The sequence below is a fragment of the Brucella tritici genome, assembly GCF_008932295.1.
Taxonomy (GTDB): Bacteria; Pseudomonadota; Alphaproteobacteria; order Rhizobiales; family Rhizobiaceae; genus Brucella; species Brucella tritici.
The window spans coordinates 18,812-44,531 of the sequence record NZ_WBWA01000021.1; the positions used below are offsets into that span (position 1 = coordinate 18,812).

Here is a 25,720-nt window from a genome sequence, read left to right on the forward strand (position 1 = left end):
TGCTACTCCTCTACCGCCTCAGCCTTGGATTTGGCTTTCGGCTTGGCTGTCGACTTGGCCTTTGCTGGCGCCTTTTTGGCCGCGGGCTTCTTTGCAGAGGCTTTCTTTTCAGTGCCGGCCGAAGCCTTGCGGGCAGGGGCTTTCTTGCTCTTGGAGGAACCAGCCTTTTCTGTAATCAGTTGCAGTGCTTCTTCCAACGTAACACTTGCCGGGTCCTTGCCCTTCGGCAAAGTGGCGTTGACCTTGCCCCAATTGACATAAGGTCCATAGCGACCGTCGCGAACAGTGATTGAACCGCCTTCGGGATGGTCGCCGAGTGTCGCCAATGCAGCCGGTGTGGAGCGGCCACGACCGCCGCCCTTCGACTGTTTGTCTGCCAGAACGGACACAGCGCGATTGAGACCGACGGAAAAGACTTCTTCGGCATTCTCCAGATTGGCGAATGTCCCATCATGGCTGACATAGGGCCCATAGCGACCGATGCCGGCGGAGATCATCTTGCCGGTTTCTGGATGCTGGCCGATGTCACGCGGCAGAGACAGAAGTGCAACGGCTTTCTCATGGTCGAGCGTATCGACGGTCCAGCCTTTCGGAAGGCTGGCGCGCTTTGCTTCCTTGCCCTCGCCGCGCTGGACATAAGGGCCGAAACGACCAGTCCGGGCGGTGATTTCCTCCCCGGTGAATGGGTCCTTGCCGAGAGATTTTGGCTCGTCCGCAGCTGCAGATTCGCCATTGGCGTCACCGCCGAGCTGGCGTGTATATTTGCATTCTGGATAGTTGGAGCAGCCGACGAATGCCCCGTATTTGCCAAGCTTCAACGACAGCATTCCTGTGCCGCAGGTCGGGCACGAACGCGGATCACTACCGTCTTCGCGTGCAGGGAATACCAGCGGTGCAAGTTCTTCGTTCAGCGCATCGAGAACATTGGTGACGCGCAATTCCTTGATGTCATCGACATTACCGGAGAAGTCGCGCCAGAAGTCGCGCAGAACATCCTTCCAGGAAAGCTTGCCATCCGAAATAAGATCGAGCTTTTCCTCAAGGTCTGCCGTGAAGTCATATTCCACATAGCGCTCGAAGAAGCTTTCGAGGAAGGCCGTGACCAGTCGACCCTTTGGTTCTGGAATAAGCTTGCGCTTGTCGATCGTGATATATTCGCGATCGCGCAAAGTGGCCAGCGTTGCAGCGTAGGTCGAAGGACGACCGATGCCGAGTTCTTCCATTTTTTTGATGAGCGAAGCTTCCGAATAGCGCGGCGGCGGTTCGGTCGAATGCTGGGTCGCATCGATCTTTTCGCGTGCCAGAGCTTCACCAGAACGAATTTCCGGCAGCTTTGCACTATCCTCGTCGTCGTCCTCTTCCTCGCGATGATCCATATAGGCGGCGAGGAATCCATCGAATTTCGTGACCGAACCGTTGGCACGCAGCATGGCGGAGCGCGAGCCGTTGATCGCCTCAATGTCGACGGTAGTGCGTTCAATATCGGCAGCCTGCATCTGGCTGGCGATGGCGCGTTTCCAGATCAACTCATAGAGTCGCGCCTGATCCTCATCGAGATAACGGCGCACATCCTTCGGGTGACGCGAGAAATCCGTCGGGCGGATGGCTTCGTGCGCTTCCTGTGCGTTCTTGGCCTTGCTGGAATAATAGCGTGGCTTTTCCGGCACATATTTTGCACCGAAGCTTTTGCCGATGGCGTCACGGGCTGCGTTGATTGCTTCCGGAGCGATCTGCACGCCGTCGGTACGCATATAGGTGATCAGACCGGCAGTTTCGCCGCCAATATCGACGCCTTCATAAAGCCGCTGTGCCACCTGCATGGTGCGCGAGGCAGAAAAACCGAGCTGGCCGGACGCTGCCTGCTGTAGAGTCGAGGTGGTGAATGGCGGTCCCGGATTGCGTTTGGTCGGCTTTGCCTCGACGGAAAGAGCTTTGAAGCTTGCACCTTCCAGCATGGTGCGAATGGCCGTTGCCTGTTCGCCATTCTTAATGTCGAGTTTGCCGAGCTTCTTGCCGTCAACAGCAGTGAGGCGGGCAGTGAAACTGTCATTGCGCGGTGTCTTCAACAGCGCCGCGATGTTCCAGTATTCCTCACGGATGAAGCGTTCGATCTCGGATTCGCGATCGGCGACGAGACGCAGGGCAACAGATTGTACACGACCTGCTGAGCGCGCGCCCGGCAGTTTGCGCCACAGAACAGGCGAGAGGGTGAAGCCTACGAGATAATCCAGTGCACGGCGCGCCAGATAAGCATCGACCAATGGTTCATCGATATCGCGTGGATTGGCGATAGCATAGAGAACAGCCTTTTTGGTGATGGCATTGAAAGCCACACGCTTGACCGTCTTGCCCTTGAGCGCCTTTTTCTGATTGAGCACTTCAAGCACATGCCACGAGATGGCTTCACCTTCGCGATCCGGGTCGGTTGCGAGAATGATGCCGTCGCTGTCTTTCAGCGCTTTGACAATATCGGCAAGACGTTTGGAGGAATTGCTATCCACCTCCCACGACATTGCAAAGTCTTCATCAGGGCGAACCGAGCCATCTTTAGCTGGCAGGTCTCGCACATGACCGAACGAGGCCAGAACCTTATAGTTCGAGCCCAGATACTTATTGATGGTTTTAGCCTTGGCAGGCGATTCGACAACGACGACGTTCATTTAAAGCAGCCCAGATTCGCGCCCCATGGAGACAAAATATCTCCTCTCCGCGAGAAATTCGTTGCCTTCACATGAACAGCAGGCAGCGTTTGGTCAAGAGCAGGACGACAAAAATAACGAAATACAACTTAAAATTGCTGTTAAGTTGAGTGAAACCAATAGTAGCATAGGGTGCAGGGAAATCAGTTATCTCGCGAGGAGATAGGTATGAACGATATGGCGAGTTTTCCAGAGACGGAAGACGGTGAGTGTGTGGAAACCGCGACTCGCTTCGAGACGGTAACATATATTGAGCAGATGCTCGAACAGCTTAGCATGATGGCGAAAAGTACGAATTATGTATTGCTGGCCTATATGATTGAGATGGCTCATGTGGAGGCCCGAGAAGCTCTTCAGAATGAGTCCGAGGCATAATTCGTTATTCCAGAGGGACCAAAGCGACCTGATTACCCGCAAATCGATGTAGCCGTCCGGCCAGATCCAGTTCCAGCAAAATCAGATGAACGGCCCCGGTATCCATACCTGTATGACGAACGAGCGCGTCGATGTCAGTCGGTACCGGACCGAGCGCATCGATAACGATGTCTCTTTGCTCGTCCGTTGCGATCGGTTGGAGTGATTCCGGTTCTTCCAACGCTGAAGACAAAAGATCGGGCTGTGCTAGTGTATCGGCCTGATAGGCGGTTGAGCCGGCCAGCGGCCTGAGTGCCTCGATGATGTCGTTCGCTTCTGTGACCAGTGTCGCACCTTGTTTCAGCAGCAGGTTTGTACCGCGTGCACGGGGATCAAGCGGAGAGCCTGGAACGGCAAACACGGTGCGTCCCATGTCTCCTGCCATACGCGCGCTGATAAGCGAGCCGGAACGCTCGGCTGCTTCAACAACGATCAGTCCTAGCGATAAGCCTGCAATAATCCGATTGCGGCGCGGAAAATCACGCGAGCGCGGCTCCGCGCCCATCGGCATTTCACTTATGAGCGCGCCGCCCTGTTCCGGTATCGCGCGATAGAGAGGAAGGTTTTCCGGCGGATAGGGACGGTCAAGTCCGCCTGCAAGTACTGCTACTGTGCCTGTTTTCAGGCTTGCGCGGTGTGCAGCGGCATCAATACCGCGCGCAAGCCCCGAAATAACAGCAAATCCGGCTTCGCCAAGATCGTGTGCCAGGCGTTCGGTAAACCGCGCGCCAATCACCGAAGCATTGCGCGAACCGACAATTGCAATGGGGGGCTTGCGGAAGACGGCTGCATTTCCCTTGATTGTAACCAGGGGGGGCGGAGCTTCACAGTTTCTGAGCTGCTGCGGATAATCCGGCTCGCCCATGCCGACAAGACGGGCACCGGCGCGCTCAATGGCTTCAAGCTCGCGCTCAGCGTCGTCCAAGGATGCAACACGGATCGGACGGGCACTGCCGCCTCTGATATTGAGATCAGGCAACATTTCTATGGCGCTTGAGGCTGAGCCGCAAAACAGAATCAGATCGCGAAACGTGACAGGGCCGATGTTGTCGGTCCGGATGAGGCGTAGCCAGTTGAGCCGCTGACGATCAGAGAGGCGAATTCCAGTTTTCGAATTCGCGCTTTCCTTCATCCCTTAGCTCCGATCTTGCTCTCGGTGCCGTTCAAGAGGCGCGAAATATTCGCCTTATGTTTGAAGATAACGATGACCGTCATGATCGCAAAGAGAATTGCGATTGCGGAATAGCCTCTCGAATAAAGCGCGATGGGAACAACGACGCTGGCGATAAGTGCTGCAAGGGAAGAATAACGCGTCAGGAGTGCTGTTACGATCCAGACGGCAGCGAAAACCAGCGCGCCGGGCCATGCAAGACCGATAAGAACGCCCAGATAGGTGGCAACGCCCTTGCCGCCCTTGAAACCGATCCATACTGGAAAGAGATGACCGATGAAGGCACCGAAACCAGCGCCAATGGCGGCATCCGGCCCGTAGCGTGAAGCGACGAGAACGGCGACAGTGCCTTTGAGCATGTCAAAAATCAGCGTTGCCGCAGCAAGCTTCTTGTTACCGGTGCGCAGCACATTCGTTGCGCCAATGTTGCCCGAGCCGATGGACCGGACATCACCCAACCCGGCGAACCTGGTCAGGATCAAACCAAACGGAATGGAGCCAAGAAAATAGCCGAAGATGAGCGCTCCCATGAGCGCCAAGCTAAGGAATCCCGCTTCGGCCATGAATGTCCCCTTGTTTCTTGATTCCGCCTACCCGGAATTTTCGGATGATTGTTCCGGGTTATGCGGTGTTTTTCAAGCCGAGTAAACGGTTTTGCCAGCCACTAAAGTGTGGACGACGCGACCTTGAAAGCGAGCACTTTCAAAGCAACTGTTCTTGGACAGCGAGTGCAGGTCTTCTTCGCGCACGATCCAGGGCTCATCCAGATCGACAATGGCGATATCTGCTCGGGCGCCCGGCTTGAGAGTGCCTGCATCAAGGCCAAAAATACGAGCTGGAGCTGTTGATAGCACTTCAACCAGACGCAGCAGCGGAATGCTGTCATTATGATAGAGACGAAGTGCGGCCCCCAGCAATGTTTCAAGGCCGATTGCGCCCGCTTCAGCATCCGAGAAAGGCAGGCGCTTGGTATCGACATCCTGCGGGTCGTGAGCGGAAACGATGATATCAATAGTGCCGTTTTTCACGGCCTCTACCATGGCAAGGCGATCCTGTTCGCTGCGCAAAGGCGGCGAAAGTCGGAAAAACGTGCGGAACTCTCCAATGTCGTTTTCATTGAGCGACAAATGGTTGATCGACACGCCTGCCGTTACCTTGGCACCAAGATCCTTCGAGCGACGCACGGCTTCCGCCGACATTTCGCAGGAAAGCTGTGCGGCATGATAGTTGCTGTTGGTTAGCGCTGCTAGACGCAGATCGCGTTCCAGCGGAATCACTTCCGCTTCACGCGGACTGCCGGAAAGACCAAGCCAGCTTGCAAACAGGCCTTCGTTCATCACGCCGGTGGCACCGAGATAAGGATCACGGGTTTCGCAGGCAATCACGGCATCGAAATCGCGGGCATAGGTCAGCGCGCGCCGCATGAGCTGCGTATTGGCGATTGTCTGCCTGCCTTCCGTGAAGGCGACCGCCCCGGCATCGCGCAGCAGACCGATTTCGGTCATTTCCTCGCCATGCAGACCTTTGGTGATCGCCGCAGCCGGGTGCACGTTGACGACCGCCGTATCACGCGCAGTGCGTTTGACAAATTCCACCAGAGCCACGTCATCGATCACAGGATCGGTATCGGGCATCATGATGATGGAAGTTACGCCGCCAGCGGCTGCCGCACGGCTTGCTGAAGCAATAGTTTCGCGATGTTCGGCGCCGGGCTCACCGACGAAGACGCGCGCATCCACGAGGCCAGGCAATACTGCCTTGCCATTCAGGTCGATAATTTGCGCACCTTCCGGAGCGCCCTGATTTCTGACGTCCGAACCGGCGGCAACAATCTTGCCATCTTGGATCAGCAAACTACCGGTTTCATCGAGACCGCGCGACGGATCGATGATGCGCGCGTTTTCAAACAGGATCGCGCTCATGCAGCTTCTCCGTTGCTGGGATTACGGCGCGGATCGAGCAGGGCTTCCATCACAGCCATGCGCACCGCAACCCCCATTTCCACCTGTTGCTGGATCACGCTCTGCGGCCCGTCGGCAACATCGGATGCGATCTCGACGCCACGGTTCATCGGACCGGGATGCATGACGAGTGCGTCAGGTTTGGCGACTTTGAGCTTTTCTTTATCGAGGCCATAGAAGCGGAAATATTCGCGCACCGAAGGCACGAAGGAACCGGCCATACGCTCGCGCTGAAGGCGCAGCATCATGACCACATCGGCATCTTTTAGGCCCTCTTCCATCGAATTGAAGACCTCGACGCTCATATCGGCCATGCCAGAAGGCAGAAGCGTGGACGGCGCGACGACGCGCACCCTTGCGCCAAGCGCGTTGAGAAGGAGAATGTTGGAGCGTGCCACGCGGGAATGCAGCACATCGCCGCAAATGGCGACGATAAGATTTTCAATCTGGCCTTTGGCGCGGCGGATGGTTAGCGCATCGAGAAGTGCCTGTGTGGGGTGTTCGTGCGCGCCGTCACCGGCGTTTACGACCGAACAGCCGACTTTCTGCGCGAGAAGGGCAGCAGCGCCTGCAGAAGCGTGACGGATAACCAATATATCCGGCTGCATGGCGTTCAGCGTCATCGCCGTATCGATGAGCGTTTCGCCTTTCTTGACCGACGAATTGCCGACCGACATATTCATGACGTCGGCGCCGAGCCGTTTTCCGGCCAGCTCGAACGACGATTGCGTTCGTGTCGATGCTTCGAAGAAGAGATTGATTTGCGTGCGACCGCGTAGCACGGACTTTTTCTTCTCGGGCTGTCTGGAAACAGCGATTTCCTGATCGGCAAGATCAAGAAGGCAGAGAATGTCCAGGGGCGAAAGCCCCTTGATGCCCAGCAGGTGGCGGTGAGGGAAAAGCGGAGGGACCGTTTGATTTATCATGGCAAGTCATCCGTATAGGACCACGAGGCAGGTCCCGCAACCGTCCTTATAATGGCTTCGGGCGATTCACCAAGAAAAACCTGTGTTGTTCTGACGACAAATTGCGTTCGAGATGGCAAAATTTTAGCAAATGCAATGCAAGAAACCTAAATTAAACTGAATCGCACAATACGGAACGAGCTTTTGAAAACGCACGACGTTACCAACCAGACGCCGCCCATGACGGGCAACAATGCCTATCTGGGCGATCCGCTCTTGATGCAGATTGCGGCGCGATTCCCGAAGGAACTGCATGCCGATCTGGAACAGACGGGCCGTTTTGTTTTGTCGGCTGAAGCACAGGACCTTGCACGTCTCGCCAATACCGAACTGCCGAAATTGCGCACGCATGACAGGCAGGGCAACCGTATCGACCTTGTCGAATATCATCCGGCCTATCATGCGCTGATGCGCCGTTCTATCGCGGCAGGCCTGCATTGCTCGATCTGGGAAGGCAATCCGCTTGAAAGCGGTCGCCGTCATCAGGCGCGTGCATCGCGCTTTTTCCTGACCGCACAGCTTGAGGCGGGGCATCTTTGTCCGCTTACCATGACAAGCGCGTCGCTCGCCGCACTTATGGCATCGCCGGAAATCTATAAGGAATGGTCGCCGGTCATCCTGTCGCGCAAGTACGATTTTTCGCAGAAACCGTCTTTTGCCAAGCAGGGCATTACGCTTGGCATGGGCATGACCGAAAAGCAGGGCGGAACCGATGTGCGCGCCAATACGACGCGCGCGACACGCAATGACGATGGCGCCTATGCCATCACCGGCCACAAGTGGTTCATGTCTGCGCCGATGTCGGATGCTTTTCTGACACTCGCGCAGGCGGAAGAAGGCCTTTCCTGTTTTCTGCTCCCGCGCCTCACATCAGAGGGAAGCGGGAACGGGTTCTTTTTCCAGCGCCTGAAAGACAAGCTTGGCAACAAGTCCAATGCTTCGTCGGAAGTTGAATTCGATGGTGCGGTCGGCCATCTGATCGGCAATCCGGGTGAGGGCGTCAAAACGATCATGGACATGGTCACGCTGACGCGGCTCGATTGCGCTGTCGCATCGGCCGGACTGATGCGTTCAGGCCTCGCCGAAGCCGTGCACCATAGCCGTCATCGTCAGGTATTCGGCAAGGCTCTTGTCGAGCAGCCATTGATGCAGCGCGTTCTTGCCGACATGGCGCTCGATGTTGCGGGTGCGACTGCACTTTCCATGCGGCTGGCACGTGCTTTCGATATGGCTGCAAGTGATCGTGCCGAGGCTGCTTTTGCCCGCTGCATGACGCCAGTGGTGAAATACTGGGTTTGCAAGATCGCACCTGCATTACTCTATGAAGCAATGGAGTGCCTTGGCGGTAACGGTTACATCGAAGAGGGCAATCTTGCGCGTGCCTATCGCGAAGCACCGGTCAATGCAATCTGGGAAGGTTCCGGCAATGTTATGGCGCTGGACGTGGCGCGTGTGCTTTCACGCGCGCCGGGGCTTTTTGATGAAGTGCTGGAGTGGATCGGCGGACAGCTTGGTCCGCGTGGGCAAGGGACGCTCGATGTGCTGCGCGCCGCATTGCAGTTAACTGAAACTGATCCGGGCGTTGCGCGCCTTCTGACCGAGCAACTGGCCTATGCTGCGGCAGCAGCAGAATTGCGCCAGCTTGGGGCTGACGATGTGGCCGATGCATTTATCGAGACCCGTCTTGGCGGTCAGTGGCGTTCGACCTATGGCATGCTGGATGCGCGCCATAATGCCGAACGGATTCTCGATCAGCTTTATCCGGCGTCGTAATCACCGGATGCCGACCGCCTGATGCTATGCAGGCGGTCGAGCGCGCCTTGAAGAATGAAGGATGCTGCAGCTGAATCGATACGTTCGGCCCGCTTGCCGCGTGAGACGTCCATGCCGATTAGCGCCCGTTCGGCAGCGACGGTCGACAGGCGTTCATCCCAGAAAACGAAGGGCAGGTCGGTCAGAGGCTGCATGGTGCGCACAAATGCCCGTGTAGCCTGAACGCGGGGACCGGAAGTTCCGTCCATATTCATAGGCAAACCGATGACGATAACGCCGACCTTGTCGGCGTCGAGCGCTTTCAGAAGCACCTGTGCGTCGATGGAAAACTTCACCCGTTTTATAACGGGGCGCGGATGCGCGAAGGAAAGACCGAGATCAGACACTGCAAGGCCGATGGTCTTGGTTCCCAGATCCAGTCCGGCAATCGTCTGCCCGGACTGAAGCAGCGCTGGAATTTCCTCGATTTCAACGACAGCCATTGGACCTCATGGGATTTTGAAGTGGTTTCATATTGCCTTCAACTTTATCGGCGTCATATCTGTTCGCAAACCGGAAATCGAGCCGGAAACAGAGATTGAGGAGAGACTTGATGAAACTTACCTGGCTTGGCCACGCCGCTTTCCGCGTTGAAACGGCAAAGGCTGTTATTCTCATCGATCCGTTTCTGAACGGAAATCCCGGTGCAAAGGGCATCGATTTCAAGGATGCGACCAAGGGCGTAACCCATATTGCGCTGACCCACGGCCATGGCGACCATGTGGGCGATACGGTAGCTATCGCCAGGGAACATGGCGCGACAGTCATCGCCAATGCCGACCTTTCAAGCTGGCTTGGCAGTCAGGGAGTGGAAAAGCTCGATCCTGGCAATACGGGTGGCACGGTGGCGCATGACGGGTTCACCGTTACTTTCGTCAATGCGCTCCACTCCTCGGCAATGCTCACGGAAAACGGTGTCTCGCAGGCGCTGGGCAATCCGAATGGTCTGGTATTCCATTTCGAAGATGCACCGACGCTCTATCATATGGGTGACACGGATATCTTCTCCGATATGGGGCTTATCAATGAGCTTCATCAGCCTGAAATTGGCATCGTTCCCATTGGTGACCGCTTCACGATGGGTGGCGCAGTCGCGGCTCTCGCCTGCCAGCGCTATTTCAACTTCAAAACCGTGCTGCCATGCCACTACGCCTCGTTTCCGATCATCGACCAGACGGCGGACAAGTTCGTGGCCGGAATGGCAGATCATCGCGAAACGAAGGTTCTCACTGATCCGGCTGGCACTGTTCATTCGTTCTGACTTTGGGTTTGAAGCGCAAGAAATGTTGCGCTTCAACAATCGCGCCGTTATAGCCGGTAGGAAAACTATTCAGGGTGGTGGTTCGCCGCCCGATCTAGTGCATGTTTCCCAAAAGTGGGTACCGGTTTTGGAGCAAAGACATGCGTAAAAACAAAAGATAGAGCATTTGCGGAGAACAGGATGTCCGTCGATATTTCTACTGTCAAGCGCGTCGCGCATCTGGCGCGCATTGCCGTCAGTGATGACGATGCAGAACGCATGACTGGTGAACTTAATGCTATTCTGGGCTTCGTCGAGCAACTGAATGAAGTCAATGTCGATGGTATCGAGCCTATGACTTCCGTTACGCCGATGGACATGCGCATGCGCCAGGACAAGGTAACGGATGGTGGCATTGCTGCTGCGGTGGTGGCAAATGCACCGGTTACGGAAGACAATTTCTTCGTCGTACCAAAGGTCGTGGAGTAAGGTGATGGCCATTCGGGTTTCAGGCGAGACCCCCTTGCAGGATGATGTGCGCGCACTGGTCGAGGGCCTGAATGCGCATCTTCTGCCGCTGTCACCGCTGGAATTCCAGTTCAAGATGACAGTTGAGCAGATGGCGGGGCCAGATACGACGGTTTTTGTGGCGCGCGATGAAGACGGCAAGGCTGTCGGCTGCGGTGCGTTGAAGATGCACGAAGATGGCGTCGGTGAGGTGAAGCGCATGTTCACCCTTCCAGAAGTGCGCGGAAAGCGTGTTGGTTCGGTTCTGGTGGGTGCGATTGTCGATCAGGCAAGGGCCAATGGCATTTCCCGCCTTGTACTCGAAACGGGTACGGGACCCGGTTTTGCTGGTGCATGGCGGCTTTATGAGAATTCAGGTTTTACGCGCTGCGGTGTGGTTCTGGACTATCCGGATTCCGAATACAGCGCCTTTTTTGAAAAGCGTCTCGTTGAGGCGCACTGACAGGATTTGACGATGAGCGAACTGACCGCACTGACCATTGCCGAGGCGCGCGACAAGCTGAAGGCCAAAGCCATCACCGCGACCGAACTCACCGACGCCTATCTTTCCGCTATCGATTCCGCGAATGACGCGATCAATGCATACGTGAAAGTGACTCACGATCAGGCGCGTTCGATGGCCAAGGCTTCGGATGAGCGTATTGCCAAGGGTGAAGCGGGTGCACTGGAAGGCATTCCGCTCGGCGTGAAGGATCTGTTTGCCACCAAGGGCGTGCATACGCAGGCCTGCTCCCACATTCTCGACGGCTTCAAGCCGGAATATGAATCGACCGTCACAGCTAATCTGTGGGCCGATGGTGCAGTTATGCTCGGCAAGCTCAACATGGATGAGTTCGCCATGGGCTCGTCCAATGAAACCTCCTATTACGGTTCGGTCAAGAATCCTTGGCGCGCCAATGGTTCTAACGCGGACCTGGTGCCGGGTGGTTCGTCGGGTGGTTCGGCTGCCGCTGTTGCCGCACAGCTTTGCGCTGGCGCCACCGCAACGGATACCGGCGGTTCGATCCGCCAGCCTGCAGCCTTCACCGGCACGGTTGGTATCAAGCCGACCTATGGCCGCGTTTCGCGCTGGGGCACGGTTGCCTTCGCTTCGTCGCTCGATCAGGCAGGGCCGATTGCTCGCGACGTGCGGGATGCGGCTATCCTGTTGAAATCCATGGCTTCACTTGATCTCAAGGATACGACATCGGTCGATCTGCCTATTCCAGATTATGAAGCTGCTATCGGCAAGTCGCTCAAGGGCATGAAGATTGGTATTCCGAAGGAATATCGCGTTGATGGTATGCCGGATGAGATTGAGGAGCTTTGGCAGAAGGGTATCCAGTATCTGAAGGATGCCGGTGCTGAGATTGTCGATATTTCGCTGCCACACACGAAATATGCGCTGCCTGCTTACTACATCGTGGCACCGGCGGAAGCTTCTTCAAACCTCGCCCGTTATGATGGCGTGCGTTACGGTCTGCGCGTACCCGGCAAGGACATTGCCGATATGTACGAACAGACCCGCGCAGCTGGCTTCGGCAAGGAAGTAAAGCGCCGTATCATGATCGGCACCTATGTTCTGTCGGCAGGCTACTACGATGCCTATTATCTGCGTGCGCAGAAAGTGCGTACGCTGATCAAGAAGGACTTTGAAGACGTATTCGCCAAGGGTGTACATGCGATCCTGACGCCAGCAACGCCTTCGGCTGCCTTTGGTCTTGCCGATGAGGATCTCGCCAACGATCCGGTCAAGATGTACCTCAACGACATCTTCACAGTAACGGTCAACATGGCCGGTCTTCCGGGCATTGCCGTGCCTGCGGGTATCAATGACAAAGGCTTGCCGCTCGGCCTTCAGTTGATCGGACGTCCATTCGAGGAAGAGACTTTGTTCCAGGCAGCTCACGCTATTGAACAGGCTGCCGGACGATTTACTCCGACAAAGTGGTGGTAAAAACCGACTTTCTTATTCGCCGGGGTTTCCCCGGCGAATTTGTTTCTATGTCCGCATTGGCGGTCAGGGCCTGGCGTATTGCGGCTCGTGATATTGAACTGAGCGCGGAAGGCCAAAAAGCGTTGGAAGCTAAGTTCCAGCGCGATCTCCAAGAGAATGCGGACGGTGTTTTGGCTGCTGAAAGGGCCGGGGCACTTGCAGGTTGGGGTGCCAGGGTGCCCCAAAGTAATTACATTTCCGATTTATGGGTTGATCCACCGTATCACGGGCAGGGAATTGGCAGGCAGCTTCTTGATGCCCTGATGGCGAAAATTCTGCTTGATGGTTTTGATGAAGCACTGATCGGCACGCATGCGGATAATCTGCCTGCGATCAATCTTTATAAAAAGGCTGGTTTTCAGATAGACTGGCAAGGGGACGAATGGTCGGAGAGTTTCGGAAGGACTGTCGAGAAAGTCAGAATGAGCGCCGATCTTTGAAGGCCAGTTCCGCGCAACCGTTGCCAAATGGTCTATCGCGCCTATTCTTCCTTGGAGTGGACAACATCAGGAGGAGGGCAAGCGATGTGGATCATGCTGACGGAAGTGAACGGCGAAAAGCTCGCCGTGAATTTCAATCACGTTCTTTCTTATAACGCTTATGGAACCGGCACGCGTATTGTGACACTGAGTACGGATCAGACCTTCTTTGTTAAAGAGTCGATTGAGGAGATTGAAGCCAAGCTCGGCATCGACGTGAAAGCCTGAAGCTTTCTTTTATCAGTGGGTTAAATAGTTTTATTGAAAAAGAAAATGAACGGCGTCGCGCTTGCGAACTGCCGTTCATCTGGTCTGCATTTTCAGGCACATTTCGTGGTTCGCTGAAAATGCTCTATCTTCTTGTGTTAACGCGCATCACGTGCCGAAAACCGGTTCTCACTTTTCGGGATGCGCTCTAGATATCCAGTTCTTCGACAAAAGCTGCACGGTCCTGAATGAAACGGAAACGGGCCTCTGGCTTGGTGCCCATCAATTCATCGACGGTGTTGCGGGTTTCATCGACATATTCTTCGTCCACCTGAACACGCAGAAGTGTGCGTTTCCTTGGGTCCATGGTCGTCTCTTTGAGCTGTTCGGCGCGCATTTCGCCAAGGCCTTTGAAACGACCGATTTCCACTTTGCCGCGCCCTGTGAATACGGTCCGCAGAAGCTCGTCCTTATGCGCTTCATCACGCGCATAAGCGACCTTTCCGCCTTGGCTCAAGCGGAAAAGCGGAGGAACGGCCAGATAAAGATGACCGTTGCGGATCAAATCGGGCATTTCCTGATAGAAAAATGTGATGAGCAGCGATGCGATATGTGCACCATCGACGTCAGCGTCGGTCATGACGATGACGCGATCATAGCGCAGGTCGTCTTCGCGATAGTTCTTGCGCGTACCACAACCGAGTGCCTGCACCAGATCGGCAATCTGCTGGTTTGCCGTCAGCTTTTCGCGTCCGGCACTAGCAACGTTCAAAATCTTGCCGCGCAATGGCAGAATGGCTTGATTAGCGCGGTTACGCGCCTGCTTGGCCGAACCACCTGCCGAGTCGCCTTCGACGATGAACAGTTCTGCACCGGCCGCCGCGTTCTGTGTGCAATCGGCAAGTTTGCCGGGCAGGCGCAGCTTGCGCGTCGCGCTTTTGCGGACTGTTTCCTTTTCCTGACGGCGGCGCAAGCGCTCGTCGGCGCGGTCGATCACCCAGTCCAGAAGGCGAGATGCTTCTTGCGGAGAGGCGGCAAGCCAATGGTCAAACGGATCGCGGATCGCATTCTCCACGATGCGCTGTGCTTCGACGGTGGCAAGCTTGTCCTTGGTCTGACCGACAAACTCCGGCTCGCGAATGAAAACCGACAGCATCCCTGCAGCCGACACCATCACGTCATCGGTGGTGATGATCGAAGCGCGCTTGTTGTTGGTCAGTTCCGCATAGGCTTTCAGCCCTCGCGTCAGGGCGATACGCAAACCTGCCTCATGCGTGCCGCCATCGCCGGTCGGGATAGTGTTACAATAGGAATGGACGAAACCATCCCCACCAAACCACGAAACTGCCCACTCGACAGCGCCGTGGCCACCCTGCTTTTCGGTCTTGCCTGCGAAAACCTCACGCGTGACCTGATGTTCCTTACCGAGCGATGCCTCAAGATAATCCTTCAAGCCGCCGGGGAAGTGAAACACGGCCTTCTCGGGTGTTTCCTTTTTGGGGTCGAGCAGGGCAGGATCGCAGTTCCAGCGGATTTCAACACCGCCGAACAGATAGGCCTTCGACCGTGCCATGCGATACAGACGGTGTGGATCGAGCTGTGCCGTCTTGCCAAAAATATCAGGGTCCGGATGGAAACGGACGCGAGTGCCGCGACGATTGTGCACTTCACCGAGCTCTTCCAGCCCGCCTTGCGGGATACCGCGTGAGAAGCGCTGGCGATAAAGACGGCGATTGCGTGCGACTTCCACTTCCAGCACGTCAGAAAGTGCATTCACCACCGAAACACCGACGCCGTGCAAGCCGCCTGATGTTTCATAAGCCTTACCGTCGAACTTGCCGCCTGCGTGCAGCTTGGTCATGATGACTTCGAGCGTGGACTTTCCGGGAACCTGCGGATGTTCATCCACCGGAATGCCGCGTCCATTGTCCGAAACCGTTACAAACCCATCGGCATCGAAGCTTACTTCGATGAAATTGGCATGCCCTGCGACAGCTTCGTCCATCGAGTTGTCGATAACTTCGGCGAAGAGATGATGCAGCGCCTTTTCGTCTGTGCCGCCGATATACATGCCGGGACGTAGGCGAACCGGCTCCAGACCTTCCAGAACGCGGATAGATGATGCGTTATAGTCGTCGCCTGCCGATGAAGCAGGTGGCGCCTTGGTCGTCACCGGCTTTGGAACAGAGAGCGACGGCGCTGCCACTGGCTGCGCAACAGGCTGTGGTGCTACAGGTTTTTCCCCCTGGCGTCCCTGTTCTTGTTCCCGTTCTCGGGCCCGGGCATTGTTGACCACTCTCGAGAAGAGATCGTTGCTATCGTCCATCTGTTCCGAAAAGCTCTCTATCTGAATTTCAGGAGGTCTGCGTCGAGCTCGCTCGCCATCGACCGGAAAATACTGTTCGCGAATCACCTAAATCATGCCATGTGCGCTCGCGAAAGGCGAACAAAGTTCGCTTTACGTTCCATTTTCGCACGGCTTTTTCAAAGGGGTTTGTTCAGAACCGAAATGATTTGCACCAGAAAGAAGGTGAAAGTCAAACAAGTGGGACATTTCCGATCAAATTGGATGGAAACGCTGCCACAGTTCGCATAGAGCGATGGCGGGGAATATTCAGAATACCGAGAGTTTGAAATGCAAAACAGCGCGACAAGTGGCATGGAAGCGCACGTAAAGGGCATGGCGATCATGGTGCTCTCGGTGCTTTTGCTACCGTTGATGGACGCCATTGGCAAATGGCTCGCCATGGTGGACAACATGCCTCCGGCCACTGTCACATTCATGCGTTTTTTCATTCAGTGCTGGCTGATGTTCTTTATTCTCCTCATTGTCGGTGGTTTCGCTGCACTGCGAACACAATATCTGGCGGGGAATCTCATCCGCGGCGCATTGATGGGGTTCGGTGGGCTCTGCTTCTTCACGGCGGTCAAATATATGCCGCTGGCCGATGCGATGGCCGTCTTCTTCGCCGAACCGCTTATTCTGACGCTCTTTTCGGCAGTTTTCCTCAAGGAAAAGGTGGGCTGGAGAAGGTTCAGCGCAGTCGGCATCGGTCTTATCGGCACGATGATCGTAATCCAGCCGAGTTTTGAGATCTTTGGTGCTGTTTCGCTTCTACCGCTGGCGACAGCCGTAACCTTCGCAATCTACCTGATCCTGAATCGCAAATACGGTGCCAAGGAAAGCCCGCTTGTCATGCAGTTCTATGCGGGTGTTGGTGGCTGGATGTTCGCCGGGGCCGCCATGATTTTCGGAACTGCTGCGGGGCTCGGTGACTTGAGTTTTGGTCTGCCGCACGGCATTCAGCCTTGGCTTCTTCTGCTGCTTCTGGGAACGATCGGAACCGTCAGCCATTTGATGGTCGTGCAGGCGTTCAAGTTGGCACCGGCATCAATGCTGGCCCCGTTCCAGTATCTGGAAATTGTCAATGCCGTTCTGGTTGGCTTGATCGTGTTCGGTGATTTCCCGACGCCATCGAAATGGTGCGGGATCGCGATTATCGTCGGGTCCGGGTTCTATGTTTTCATGCGCGAGCGCCGCGTGAAAGCCGACGCTGTGGCTTCAGACTGAGCTAGAGCGGTTCTAGTTAAAACGGAATCGTGGGACCGCTTTATCTCTTTATTTTACGCATTCCCCAACGCAAAACCGCTTCGCACTTTTGCTGGAAATGCCTATTTCAACTGACGGGGTCCGAAGACCGTCTCGAACGCTTTTCCTAAAGCGACGTCCATGTCGCCCATTGTTACCGGCAATCCGAGGTCTACAAGGCTGGTAACGCCATGTTCCGAAATTCCGCAAGGAACGATGCCCGCATAGTGGCCGAGATCTGGTTCGACATTGATGGCGATGCCATGAAAGCTTACCCAACGACGGAGGCGGATGCCAATAGCCGCGATCTTGTCTTCGCACATGCCGCCATTGGCAAGGCGTGGCTTTTCAGGCCGTGTAACCCATACGCCGACACGATCTTCGCGACGTTCGCCTTTGACGTTAAACTCGGCAAGGCTCTCGATGATCCATTGCTCAAGAGCTGTCACAAAAGCGCGCACGTCCTCACGGCGGCGCTTCAGGTCGAGCATTACATAGGCTACGCGCTGGCCTGGCCCGTGATAGGTATATTCCCCGCCGCGACCCGTGTTGAAGACAGGGAGACTGTTCGGGGTCAGGAGATCGACTGCATTGGCGCTCGTCCCCGCTGTGTAAAGCGAGGAATGCTCGACCAGCCACACGAGTTCATTGGCGGTGCCTTCCCGAATGGCCTGGACGCGCGCTTCCATGAAAGCGAGAGCCTCTTCATAATCCGTCAGCCCTTCGGCAACGACCCAATCGACGGGAGCCGCATCTGCAACGACAGGCAGGAAATAGGCTTCCAGCGCGTCGCGCTCACGCGGCTTTTGTGAAGCTGTCTCGAAAATGGGGGAAGCGGAGTTATTCGTCATGATGGCAGCATATGGCGGTTTTGCGGTGTAACCGCCAGATGTCAAAATGCCTCTCCGATCAATGAATCGCGAGCGGCACTTCCTTTTCACAGCGATTGCGTCCTGCCTGTTTGGCCCGATAAAGAGCACGGTCTGCGGCGTTGACGAGATGGCTATAGTCCGGATGACCGTTGAATGCAGCCACTCCGATGGACAGCGTGACCGTCTGACGTGCGCCATCCGGAAGATTCAATGGCTGATGCGCAATCTGTTTGCGCAGTTCTTCGCCAATTGCAAAAGCCTTGTTCTCGTCGGCCTCTACAAGAGCGACCAGAAATTCTTCGCCGCCGTAGCGGAACACGAAGTCGCTCGGGCGGCAAAACGACAGGATCGCTTCAGCCACCTGTTGGAGAACGGCATCGCCACTGCTATGCCCGTATGTATCGTTGATGTTCTTGAAGTGATCGATGTCGATCATCAGAACACTCAGATTCATAGCCTTCTGCGAGGCCATGCGTACCTCGCGGGTCAGGATCGAAGGCATGAAACGGCGATTGAGCGCGCGCGTCAATGGATCGCGTCCTGTCTCCATAGCTGCTGCCGTCTGAAACAGCTCGGACAGCAGGAATTTCACTTCACCGATCTTGGTCTGAAACAGTGCGAGCGAAGCGGGGAGTTCAGCCGGGTTATCTTTGCGAGCGTTGCTGATGGCAGCCAGCAGCACTTCATCGATATGGTCTACGTTCCGGCGGATGTTCTCCAACGTGCCGGAGTTGGAAAACATCAGATCAGCCTTGTGCTGCAACCACAGCCCGAAATCTGAGCTTGCGAGCGGGTGAAGCGGACTGTCGGAATTGCCATAAAGGTTGAAGAGAAGCGACTGGCTCCATTCCATAAGCGCTGCACGCTGTGATTCGCGCTCCAGCGGAAAGTCATGGCTTAGCGTGAAAGCCCGATAGGCTTCGTCGGTCTGGGCGCTTTCGCGTGCATCTTTCACAAAAGCCTGGCTCATGATTTCAATCGCGATGTCGATGGCATTGCTGACATGCACGATCAGGCGCGCCAAAGCCTCGCGTGATGTAACCTCCAGCTCCAGTTGACGAACGATTTCGTTTTTGAGCAGGCGCGCGCCCTGCATGACGACGTGGATCGGCACGTCGATACGGGCGTGAACTTCGCCAACCTTGCGCTGTTCGCGAATGAAAGCGTCAACATCGTCAGCGGTTCTCTGGAACATTTTCAGCAACCAGTCGCTCAGCGAATTATGCAGGCGTTCCTGCACCATTTTCTGGGACAGAAAAATCGCTGCGTCGCGGTTGCTCATAAGGCGGTCGTAAAACACGCCGACAAACTGTTCGCGATGACGGGCGATCAGATCACGGAGAATGATAGAATGTTCTTCAGGCAAGCTGCGGACCAGCTCAACCCATTCGGTCTGGGTTGCGCCCAGTCCGGTTTTCGACCCCCATGCAGTGTCGAGTTCAGAGGTCGAATAATCCATGTTCATGCTCCTTGCGATAGCCGCAAGGCTCCGCCCGCGACCGGTGCGGAACCGGTGCCGGATTGGCTTCGCGGATTGGAGATTCTGCGGTTTGCCCTTGCTAAGAAGGGACTATGTGCGAATTCAATTGGTTTCTAATACCCCGACTTTCTTAAAAATTCTCTCTGCAAAACGTCTAGTTACTCATTGGGGTAATTCGGGACGCTTTTTGTAAAATTGCGGTCGAGATTGATAGAGCGTCGTAAGATTAAGTGACTTTACGAAATGGCTGATTGGCCTACCTATCTGCGGGCAAGATTCCAATTCTGGCCAACTCTGGAAAGGAACCCGGAATGAGATTGACGTTACTTTCTGCGGCGCTCGCGCTTTTCGCAGTGACCGCTTCTGCTGAAGCGGGTACGCTCGTTGCTCCAGCAGTACCGGCTGTTGCCGTTGATGGCGTTGGCTCTGCCATTCAGGTCGATTATCGCTGCCGTCGCGGTATGGTCCGCACACCAAGCGGCCGCTGCGTTACTGATCGCCGTTGGCGGGATGATCGTCGCGGGTGGGACCGCCATTCACCACGCTACGAACGTGATCGCCGCTGGCGCCATGATCGCGACCATCGCCGTGATCGCGTTTATATCGAGCCGCGTCGTCGCGGCCCGCATAATTAAAAAAGAAAAAGAGCCGCGATTTCGCTGCTCTTTTTTATACCGGCTCGGTTCGTGTGCCGGAAAGACTATCAAGTTGCGGAAATACATCCGGCGTCATAGGGGCCAATACGTCAATCACCAGTCCGCTTGGCGCGAAGTTGATATCGCATTTGGCCCTGAGTTCGGCTGTGAGAACGGAATAGAGCAGTCTCTGGCCGAAGCCACGGCGGGTAGGGCGTTCGACCGCAGGTCCTCCGTCTTCAACCCAGCGCATATGGAATTTCCGCTCGCCCTGCCTTTCGACGACATCCCAGCTGAATTGGACTGTGCCGTTTTCGTTGGAAAGCGCACCGTATTTCACGGCATTCGTCGCGAGCTCGTACAAGCCAAGCGAAAGCGAAACCGTTACTCGGTCACTTACAACGAGTTCGGGGCCATGGGTTCGGATTCGATGGCCGAACGTGCTGTTGAAAGGGGCGAGGGCTGTTTCACAGATCTGGCTGATCGTTGTGCCTGTCCAGTCCTCCCGGAGCAGCATATCATGCGCCTGACTGAGCGCACGCAGCCGTTCGCTGAACAGCTCGTTGGCGGTTTGTGGATTAGTGGCATTGCGCAAGGTCTGGTTGGCGATCGATTGCACCATCGCCATCGAGTTCTTGAAGCGATGGGAAATTTCGCGGGTTACGAGTGCCTTGTCCGCTTCGGCTTTTTTACGTTCGGTGACGTCGATGACGATGCCCAGAAGCATAGGCGATTTGCCCGGCAACGCTTTTGCACGGGTTTCCACCCAGCGCACCTGACCCAGACGGTTGGTGATGCGATATTCCAGCCGGAAAGACTTGCCGGTCGTGAAAGACTCCTGTGACCGCTGGATTAGCGTTATCCGGTCTTCAAGCACCACCATGTCTATGATCTTGTCATAATTGACTGGCTCGTCCGGTGTCAGTCCAAATATGCGCCTATATTCCGCTGAACAGCTGATTTCACCGGTATGGTAATCCCGCGTCCAGAAGCCCACATTCGCTACTTCAACGATATATTGCAGCTGGTCGTTGCTACGCTGCTTTTCGATTGAAAGCGTTTCGCGTTCTTTTTCGAGTGCGACGAGTTTCCCGAGTTCCAGCGTCACATCGAGCTGCGAAGAAACGAAGTGATGAAGCTCACCTGCCTCGGTTTTGACCGGGGAGATATGAAGCCGATTCCAGAATGGTTCGCCTGACTTCTTATAGTTCAGAATATCAATATCGATTGACTGTTCCGATTCCAGCGCCGCGTGGATAGTCTCGATATGCTTCGGATCAGTGCCGGGGCCCTGAAGGAAGCGGCAATTCTTTCCGATGATTTCATCGGCATCATAGCCGGTCAGGTTCTGGAAAGCCTTGTTTGCAAAGACGATAGGATTGTCCGGCAGGCGGGGATTTGTGATGAGCATTGGCATGGGCGTCAGTTCAACTGCCGCCGTGAAAGGATTCGCTTCCTGGGAGAACGATGCTCCCAACACTTTTACGGACGGCTGTACTCTTGTCGCCAATGCAAACCCCACTCGCTTTAAACGCTTACAAGCTGCCCTACCTCACGCAAGTTATCCGATTGTCGCTTAATTTGCTAACAAAAATAATGGAATAGCCAGAACGAATTGTCACCGCTCACGTTAACCAGCAGTGGAAACATCTGCGTGTTGCAAGGTGAAAATAAGGTATGCACGTAATTTTACGGCAATATTCAGCGGGCATTCATAAACGGACAGCAATGATGGCATCATTGAAATGGAGAAGTACAGGGATGAACACCTTCAAAAAGATGATGGTCGGCCTTGTCGGTGCAAGCTTTCTGATCGGCGCATTGGTTCCGGTCTCAGCTGCACCTGTCATGCCAACCGCGCCTGCAGCAAGCAATGAAAATGTTCAGCAGGTTCGTGATGATCGCTGGCGTCGTGGGCCGGGACACGGGCATTGGGGTGGACACCGACCTGGGTATCGTCCGGGCTGGCAGGGTCGCCCTCACTACCGTCCGGGACCGGGCTACTGGAATGGCTATCGCGGTGACCGCTATTATCGCCATGGCTATCGCCGCCATAATGACGGATGGTGGTATCCGCTCGCAGCGTTCGGTGCTGGCGCAATCATTGGTGGTGCGATTGCCGCTCCGCCACCGCCACCTCCGCCAGTCTACCGTGCACCGGCTTACGGTTACAGCAACTCGCACGTTCAGTGGTGCTATAATCGTTATCGGTCCTATCGGGCGTCCGACAACACTTTCCAGCCGTATAACGGCCCACGTCAGCAGTGTTATTCGCCATACTGACAGTGGAAATCTGTTAAATTCAATGAAGCCGCCCTTTATGGGCGGCTTTGTTTTTGTGGACTAAGTCTATCAACTGCATCCATGAGTAATTGTCATCCATATCAGTGCATTCTAAAAGGCGAGCGGGTTCAGATTCCGGGGTGCATATGTTGAATCGCTTTCGGTCTTCCCATTTCATAACGAAGCGCTAGAGGAGACGGGATGCGCCAGATTTTACCCAAAGCATTGGCCGGTATAATTATACTCGGCATACTGAGCGTAGTACTTGGTTCCTGGTACACGGTTGACGAAGGTGAGCGCGGCGTTGTTTTGCGCTATGGTGCGGTTTCCGGGGTTGCACAACCGGGGCTGGGCTTCAAAATTCCGGTAATCGATTCGATTGTGCGAATCTCGGTGCAATCCAAGGCTGCGATCTACAACAGCATGGAAGCCTATAGCCGCGATCAGCAGCCTGCCACGATGAACTTGTCGGTCAACTATCGCATTCCGCCAGACCGCGTCGAAGAAGTCTACGCGACCTATGGCGGTGAAGAGGGCCTCTTGTCCCGCCTTGTCGAGCGGCGCGTTTTTGAGGAAAGCAAGACTGTTTTCGGCAAGTTCAATGCTGTTGAAGCTATTCAGGAGCGCAGCCGTCTCAATCAGGAAATCGCTGAGGCTATACAGAACAGCGTACGTGGTCCGGTTATCATCGATACGGTGCAGATCGAGAATATCGATTTTTCGGACTCCTATGAGCAATCCATCGAACAGCGCATGCTGGCCGAAGTTGAAGTGCAGCGTCTTCGTCAGAATGCGGAGCGCGAAAAGGTACAGGCTGAAATCACCGTGACACAGGCAAAGGCGCAAGCAGACGCGCGCCGTGCCGAAGCCCAGGCTCAGGCTGATGCGGTTCGTCTTCAGGCTGAGGCCGATGCGGAGGCGATCCGGATCAAGGGTGAGGCGGAAGCAACCGCCATCAAGGCGCGTGGCGATGCACTTCGTGACAATCCGGGTCTTGTCGCGTTGACGCAGGCAGAACGATGGGACGGCCAGTTGCCAAGCACAATGCTGCCGAATGGAGCGATTCCCATGCTGAACCTGAACAGTTCCCAGACACAGCAGAAATCACCCGATTACTGATCGGTGAAGCAAAGAACAGCGTGGTGCTAACCGTTTAATTTAAAGCGCATCCTGAAAGCCATTTCACAATTTTCGGGATGCGTTCCTATCCGCCACGCTGTTCATAACCTTCGACGTTTTCTCCATCCATCTTCTGACGCAAATGCTGCTTGAGCTTATCAAGCTTGTCTGTGTCCCATCCGGTCACGCCGGTGACCTCCAGCCACGCATCCACATAATGTTCCGGAGCATAGACATGCCCGTGTCCTATCGGTGTGGTGGTGCCAAACGCCATGTCGAGCGCCAGTTGCAGCATGGTGACAACTGGATACCATCGCAATTCCGGCGAAACGTCGGGCCCGCGCGGCGCCTGCATCCAGTCAGGCTGACGGTAGAATGACAGGCTGTCGAAGAAAGTGACCGGATCGCTGGCATATTGCAGATAAACCACACGCATCGGTCCCCAGCGCGTCCCGTTTCCTGGCGCTTCGCCATTCTGATTCATGAAACGCGCGAAGGAGCCGTCACGGAATACGGGCAGCCATTCAGGCGTTCCCGGATTCCTTCGCCTCGTCATGGCTTTCCAGTCGCGGCTCGGGAAAGGGGGGCCGCTCCACAAAGCGCCGTTGATCGGATCGTCGAGCATTTCGAAAAGCTCGGAGGAGACTTCCGAGTTCATTGCGCCGAGGCTCAATCCATAAAGATACAGCCGAGGACGCTGATTCTGCGGCAGTTCTTTCCAGTAGTTATAGACGGTGATGAACAGGGCTCGGGAAGCTTCTGCTCCGTATTCCGGTTGAAACAACAACGACAAGGGACTGGAAAGATAGGAATATTGCATGGCAATGCTGGCTACATCGCCATTGTGCAGAAACTCCAGTCCGTCTATGGCTGCGGGATCTACCCAGCCCGTACCGGTTGGAGTGATGACGACCAGCACAGAACGTTCAAAGCCATGCTGACGCTTTAATTCCTCAAGGGCCAGTTCGGCTCGTTGTTCAGGCGTATCGGCAACTTGCAGACCCGCATAGACCCGTATCGGATCGATGGCCTTTTCACCGGTCAAGGCGGCAATATCGGCAGCCTTGGGGCCTGAGGAAACGAACTCGCGTCCGGCCCGCCCCAGTTCGTTCCAATGCAAAAGCGAAGCGGCGCTGCCAGTCTCGTTCGATGCTGTCGGTTGCGGGCGATCCGGCTCGATCAAAGCGTCAAATTCGCGAAACGAACGATCAAGAACTTTGAAAGTGGATTGGATGAGCAGGCCGTTGGCGATGGTCCAGATGAGCACGACTGTGATCGTGACGCCCAGGACGTTGGCTAACCGCCGAGGCATGACGAGTTGCACTTTGGCGGAAACGAATTTCCCTAGTCGAATGAGAAGGCGAACCAGAATCAGCAGAACCAGAAATGTCAGCACAGCCAAAGCAGAGACGCTCATTGGATAGGCGCTCGGCACCGGCTCCATATCCATGACTGCACGAACTGAGTTCTGCCAGCCCGCGGCAAAATAAAGTGCTGCGATGGCCGCCGCGAGACAGATGACACCAACAATAAGATTGACCCGGCTGCGTAGCCGGTTTCGAGGTTCGGGCAATTCGAGATAGTGCCAGAGCCAGCGCCACAATACGCCGATGCCATAACCGGCTCCGAAGGCAACACCTCCCAGAATTCCCTGCATGACATAGGTTCGCGGGATGAGGCTCGGGGTGAGGGCTGCGGCGAAAAACAACGTTCCGAGCGCGATACCCACGCCGGACAAGGAACGTCGGAAATGAGAAAGTGCCTTGGTGGCCAGAGACATGAAACACCGCGCTGTTCTATTATCCTGATAAAACTAGCTGTAGCACGACCGGGCGGCAAGGTCCTGCCTTCGGGGAAAGCAAAAGCTGGATAGTCTTGTTTGTGCACATCGGGATTCGGAATCACCTAGCTATCAAGGAGTATTCAGCAGACCAACGAGCGTGAAAAACACCAGTTCCGCAACGCAACGCGGTTAGGCATGCCCAGACCTGTGATTTTTTTGAATTTATGTTGGAGAAACCTCATTTTATGGTGTTGACCAATCCGCAAGCCGCCCTTATGTTCCGCCGCACTTCCAGGGGCGATTTGCTCCTCTTGGGAGCGCGTAGCTCAGCCGGTAGAGCAACTGACTTTTAATCAGTAGGTCCAGGGTTCGAATCCCTGCGCGCTCACCAAAACCCATCACAAAGTGCCCCTATTTCAGTGTTTCATCGCGGCCTCATCTTTTACGCGGGGCAAATCTTGTTTTCGCCGTCTCGCTACAGCTTGTGTCGCCTTCCTGCCTATGGGCA

At 55.4% G+C, this 25,720-nt stretch carries 23 protein-coding genes and 1 tRNA gene; 13 read left to right on the plus strand and 11 right to left on the minus strand.

Features of this window, described 5'->3' with window-relative positions; genetic code table 11:
• Window positions 1-2 precede the first annotated feature (2 nt).
• Window positions 3-2,660: a type I DNA topoisomerase gene (topA, locus tag F9K91_RS18510; protein ID WP_151678412.1), complete on the minus strand. Its 2,658-nt coding sequence runs from the start codon at window positions 2,658-2,660 to the stop codon at window positions 3-5.
• 207 nt (window positions 2,661-2,867) lie between these two features.
• Here topA and F9K91_RS18515 point away from each other — a divergent pair, with 207 nt between their 5' ends.
• A complete protein-coding gene (locus tag F9K91_RS18515) occupies window positions 2,868-3,074 on the plus strand; it encodes a hypothetical protein (protein WP_151678413.1) in 207 nt (68 codons plus the stop codon).
• A gap of 4 nt (window positions 3,075-3,078) precedes the next feature.
• Here the strand turns inward: F9K91_RS18515 and dprA are convergent, their stop codons facing one another.
• From dprA to F9K91_RS18535, 4 genes are all read right to left on the minus strand, one after another.
• Window positions 3,079-4,245 (minus strand): DNA-processing protein DprA, encoded by a 1,167-nt coding sequence (gene dprA / locus F9K91_RS18520; protein ID WP_151678414.1) that lies wholly within the window; start codon window positions 4,243-4,245, stop codon window positions 3,079-3,081.
• A complete protein-coding gene (gene plsY, locus F9K91_RS18525; protein ID WP_151554636.1) occupies window positions 4,242-4,847 on the minus strand; it encodes a glycerol-3-phosphate 1-O-acyltransferase PlsY in 606 nt (201 codons plus the stop codon). The genes dprA and plsY overlap by 4 nt, the downstream gene beginning before the upstream one ends.
• Before the next feature lie 72 nt (window positions 4,848-4,919).
• Window positions 4,920-6,206, minus strand: a complete 1,287-nt coding sequence (locus tag F9K91_RS18530; protein WP_151678415.1) for a dihydroorotase — start codon at window positions 6,204-6,206, stop codon at window positions 4,920-4,922.
• Window positions 6,203-7,171 carry an aspartate carbamoyltransferase catalytic subunit gene (locus F9K91_RS18535; RefSeq protein WP_061345759.1) on the minus strand — a complete coding sequence of 323 codons (969 nt, stop codon included), beginning with the start codon at window positions 7,169-7,171 and terminating at the stop codon, window positions 6,203-6,205. The genes F9K91_RS18530 and F9K91_RS18535 overlap by 4 nt, the downstream gene beginning before the upstream one ends.
• A 183-nt stretch (window positions 7,172-7,354) precedes the next feature.
• Between F9K91_RS18535 and F9K91_RS18540 the strand changes: the two genes are divergently transcribed.
• Window positions 7,355-8,983: an acyl-CoA dehydrogenase family protein gene (locus tag F9K91_RS18540; protein WP_151678416.1), complete on the plus strand. Its 1,629-nt coding sequence runs from the start codon at window positions 7,355-7,357 to the stop codon at window positions 8,981-8,983.
• On the opposite strand, the gene ruvX is transcribed toward F9K91_RS18540, so the two are convergent.
• Window positions 8,968-9,465 (minus strand): Holliday junction resolvase RuvX, encoded by a 498-nt coding sequence (gene ruvX / locus F9K91_RS18545; RefSeq protein WP_151678417.1) that lies wholly within the window; start codon window positions 9,463-9,465, stop codon window positions 8,968-8,970. The two genes, F9K91_RS18540 and ruvX, sit on opposite strands and share 16 nt — an antisense overlap.
• A gap of 110 nt (window positions 9,466-9,575) precedes the next feature.
• Between ruvX and F9K91_RS18550 the strand changes: the two genes are divergently transcribed.
• From F9K91_RS18550 to F9K91_RS18575, 6 genes are all read left to right on the plus strand, one after another.
• A complete protein-coding gene (locus tag F9K91_RS18550) occupies window positions 9,576-10,283 on the plus strand; it encodes a metal-dependent hydrolase (protein ID WP_151678418.1) in 708 nt (235 codons plus the stop codon).
• A gap of 180 nt (window positions 10,284-10,463) precedes the next feature.
• Window positions 10,464-10,751 carry an Asp-tRNA(Asn)/Glu-tRNA(Gln) amidotransferase subunit GatC gene (gene gatC, locus F9K91_RS18555; RefSeq protein WP_061345755.1) on the plus strand — a complete coding sequence of 96 codons (288 nt, stop codon included), beginning with the start codon at window positions 10,464-10,466 and terminating at the stop codon, window positions 10,749-10,751.
• A gap of 4 nt (window positions 10,752-10,755) precedes the next feature.
• Complete coding sequence (locus tag F9K91_RS18560) at window positions 10,756-11,232, plus strand: GNAT family N-acetyltransferase (protein ID WP_151678419.1); 477 nt, start codon at window positions 10,756-10,758, stop codon at window positions 11,230-11,232.
• 12 nt (window positions 11,233-11,244) lie between these two features.
• Window positions 11,245-12,726, plus strand: coding sequence for an Asp-tRNA(Asn)/Glu-tRNA(Gln) amidotransferase subunit GatA (gene gatA / locus F9K91_RS18565; RefSeq protein WP_151554643.1), 1,482 nt, complete (start codon window positions 11,245-11,247; stop codon window positions 12,724-12,726).
• A complete protein-coding gene (locus F9K91_RS18570) occupies window positions 12,720-13,205 on the plus strand; it encodes a GNAT family N-acetyltransferase (protein ID WP_235913249.1) in 486 nt (161 codons plus the stop codon). The genes gatA and F9K91_RS18570 overlap by 7 nt, the downstream gene beginning before the upstream one ends.
• An 84-nt stretch (window positions 13,206-13,289) precedes the next feature.
• Window positions 13,290-13,472: a flagellar FlbD family protein gene (locus tag F9K91_RS18575; RefSeq protein WP_010658857.1), complete on the plus strand. Its 183-nt coding sequence runs from the start codon at window positions 13,290-13,292 to the stop codon at window positions 13,470-13,472.
• Window positions 13,473-13,659: 187 nt separating this feature from the next.
• Here the strand turns inward: F9K91_RS18575 and parE are convergent, their stop codons facing one another.
• Window positions 13,660-15,777, minus strand: a complete 2,118-nt coding sequence (gene parE / locus F9K91_RS18580; protein ID WP_061345751.1) for a DNA topoisomerase IV subunit B — start codon at window positions 15,775-15,777, stop codon at window positions 13,660-13,662.
• A 309-nt stretch (window positions 15,778-16,086) separates the two neighbouring features.
• Here parE and F9K91_RS18585 point away from each other — a divergent pair, with 309 nt between their 5' ends.
• The gene (locus F9K91_RS18585) at window positions 16,087-17,022 is read left to right on the plus strand and encodes a DMT family transporter (protein ID WP_151652520.1); all 936 of its coding nucleotides are present in this window, start codon (window positions 16,087-16,089) and stop codon (window positions 17,020-17,022) included.
• Window positions 17,023-17,123: 101 nt separating this feature from the next.
• Here the strand turns inward: F9K91_RS18585 and lipB are convergent, their stop codons facing one another.
• Together lipB and F9K91_RS18595 are read right to left on the minus strand one after the other, a co-directional pair.
• Window positions 17,124-17,891: a lipoyl(octanoyl) transferase LipB gene (gene lipB, locus F9K91_RS18590; RefSeq protein ID WP_151678421.1), complete on the minus strand. Its 768-nt coding sequence runs from the start codon at window positions 17,889-17,891 to the stop codon at window positions 17,124-17,126.
• Between the two features lie 58 nt (window positions 17,892-17,949).
• Window positions 17,950-19,371, minus strand: coding sequence for a GGDEF domain-containing protein (locus F9K91_RS18595; RefSeq protein ID WP_151554647.1), 1,422 nt, complete (start codon window positions 19,369-19,371; stop codon window positions 17,950-17,952).
• Window positions 19,372-19,703: 332 nt separating this feature from the next.
• On the opposite strand from F9K91_RS18595, the gene F9K91_RS18600 reads away from it, so the two are divergent.
• A complete protein-coding gene (locus tag F9K91_RS18600) occupies window positions 19,704-20,027 on the plus strand; it encodes a hypothetical protein (protein ID WP_151652522.1) in 324 nt (107 codons plus the stop codon).
• A gap of 34 nt (window positions 20,028-20,061) precedes the next feature.
• Here the strand turns inward: F9K91_RS18600 and F9K91_RS18605 are convergent, their stop codons facing one another.
• Window positions 20,062-21,504 (minus strand): HWE histidine kinase domain-containing protein, encoded by a 1,443-nt coding sequence (locus F9K91_RS18605; protein WP_268891689.1) that lies wholly within the window; start codon window positions 21,502-21,504, stop codon window positions 20,062-20,064.
• Between the two features lie 284 nt (window positions 21,505-21,788).
• Here F9K91_RS18605 and F9K91_RS18615 point away from each other — a divergent pair, with 284 nt between their 5' ends.
• Both F9K91_RS18615 and F9K91_RS18620 read left to right on the plus strand, forming a co-directional pair.
• Window positions 21,789-22,310 carry a BA14K family protein gene (locus F9K91_RS18615; RefSeq protein WP_151554650.1) on the plus strand — a complete coding sequence of 174 codons (522 nt, stop codon included), beginning with the start codon at window positions 21,789-21,791 and terminating at the stop codon, window positions 22,308-22,310.
• Between the two features lie 201 nt (window positions 22,311-22,511).
• Entirely contained in the window at window positions 22,512-23,429 is a 918-nt protein-coding gene (locus F9K91_RS18620; protein ID WP_061345746.1) for a prohibitin family protein, read from the plus strand.
• A gap of 85 nt (window positions 23,430-23,514) precedes the next feature.
• Here F9K91_RS18620 and F9K91_RS18625 read toward each other — a convergent pair whose 3' ends face one another.
• Window positions 23,515-25,209 (minus strand): alpha/beta hydrolase, encoded by a 1,695-nt coding sequence (locus F9K91_RS18625; RefSeq protein WP_151678423.1) that lies wholly within the window; start codon window positions 25,207-25,209, stop codon window positions 23,515-23,517.
• A 318-nt stretch (window positions 25,210-25,527) separates the two neighbouring features.
• Here F9K91_RS18625 and F9K91_RS18630 point away from each other — a divergent pair.
• Window positions 25,528-25,603 (plus strand) — tRNA-Lys (locus tag F9K91_RS18630).
• Window positions 25,604-25,720 lie beyond the last annotated feature (117 nt).

Coding starts and splice junctions, on each gene's coding strand:
- topA (WP_151678412.1), bottom strand. CDS start 2,660: ATGAACGTCGTCGTTGTCGAATCGCCTGCCAAGGCTAAAACCATCAAT.
- F9K91_RS18515 (WP_151678413.1), top strand. CDS start 2,868: ATGAACGATATGGCGAGTTTTCCAGAGACGGAAGACGGTGAGTGTGTG.
- dprA (WP_151678414.1), bottom strand. CDS start 4,245: ATGAAGGAAAGCGCGAATTCGAAAACTGGAATTCGCCTCTCTGATCGT.
- plsY (WP_151554636.1), bottom strand. CDS start 4,847: ATGGCCGAAGCGGGATTCCTTAGCTTGGCGCTCATGGGAGCGCTCATC.
- F9K91_RS18530 (WP_151678415.1), bottom strand. CDS start 6,206: ATGAGCGCGATCCTGTTTGAAAACGCGCGCATCATCGATCCGTCGCGC.
- F9K91_RS18535 (WP_061345759.1), bottom strand. CDS start 7,171: ATGATAAATCAAACGGTCCCTCCGCTTTTCCCTCACCGCCACCTGCTG.
- ruvX (WP_151678417.1), bottom strand. CDS start 9,465: ATGGCTGTCGTTGAAATCGAGGAAATTCCAGCGCTGCTTCAGTCCGGG.
- F9K91_RS18550 (WP_151678418.1), top strand. CDS start 9,576: ATGAAACTTACCTGGCTTGGCCACGCCGCTTTCCGCGTTGAAACGGCA.
- gatC (WP_061345755.1), top strand. CDS start 10,464: ATGTCCGTCGATATTTCTACTGTCAAGCGCGTCGCGCATCTGGCGCGC.
- F9K91_RS18560 (WP_151678419.1), top strand. CDS start 10,756: ATGGCCATTCGGGTTTCAGGCGAGACCCCCTTGCAGGATGATGTGCGC.
- gatA (WP_151554643.1), top strand. CDS start 11,245: ATGAGCGAACTGACCGCACTGACCATTGCCGAGGCGCGCGACAAGCTG.
- F9K91_RS18575 (WP_010658857.1), top strand. CDS start 13,290: ATGTGGATCATGCTGACGGAAGTGAACGGCGAAAAGCTCGCCGTGAAT.
- parE (WP_061345751.1), bottom strand. CDS start 15,777: ATGGACGATAGCAACGATCTCTTCTCGAGAGTGGTCAACAATGCCCGG.
- F9K91_RS18585 (WP_151652520.1), top strand. CDS start 16,087: ATGCAAAACAGCGCGACAAGTGGCATGGAAGCGCACGTAAAGGGCATG.
- lipB (WP_151678421.1), bottom strand. CDS start 17,891: ATGACGAATAACTCCGCTTCCCCCATTTTCGAGACAGCTTCACAAAAG.
- F9K91_RS18595 (WP_151554647.1), bottom strand. CDS start 19,371: ATGGATTATTCGACCTCTGAACTCGACACTGCATGGGGGTCGAAAACC.
- F9K91_RS18600 (WP_151652522.1), top strand. CDS start 19,704: ATGAGATTGACGTTACTTTCTGCGGCGCTCGCGCTTTTCGCAGTGACC.
- F9K91_RS18615 (WP_151554650.1), top strand. CDS start 21,789: ATGAACACCTTCAAAAAGATGATGGTCGGCCTTGTCGGTGCAAGCTTT.
- F9K91_RS18620 (WP_061345746.1), top strand. CDS start 22,512: ATGCGCCAGATTTTACCCAAAGCATTGGCCGGTATAATTATACTCGGC.
- F9K91_RS18625 (WP_151678423.1), bottom strand. CDS start 25,209: ATGTCTCTGGCCACCAAGGCACTTTCTCATTTCCGACGTTCCTTGTCC.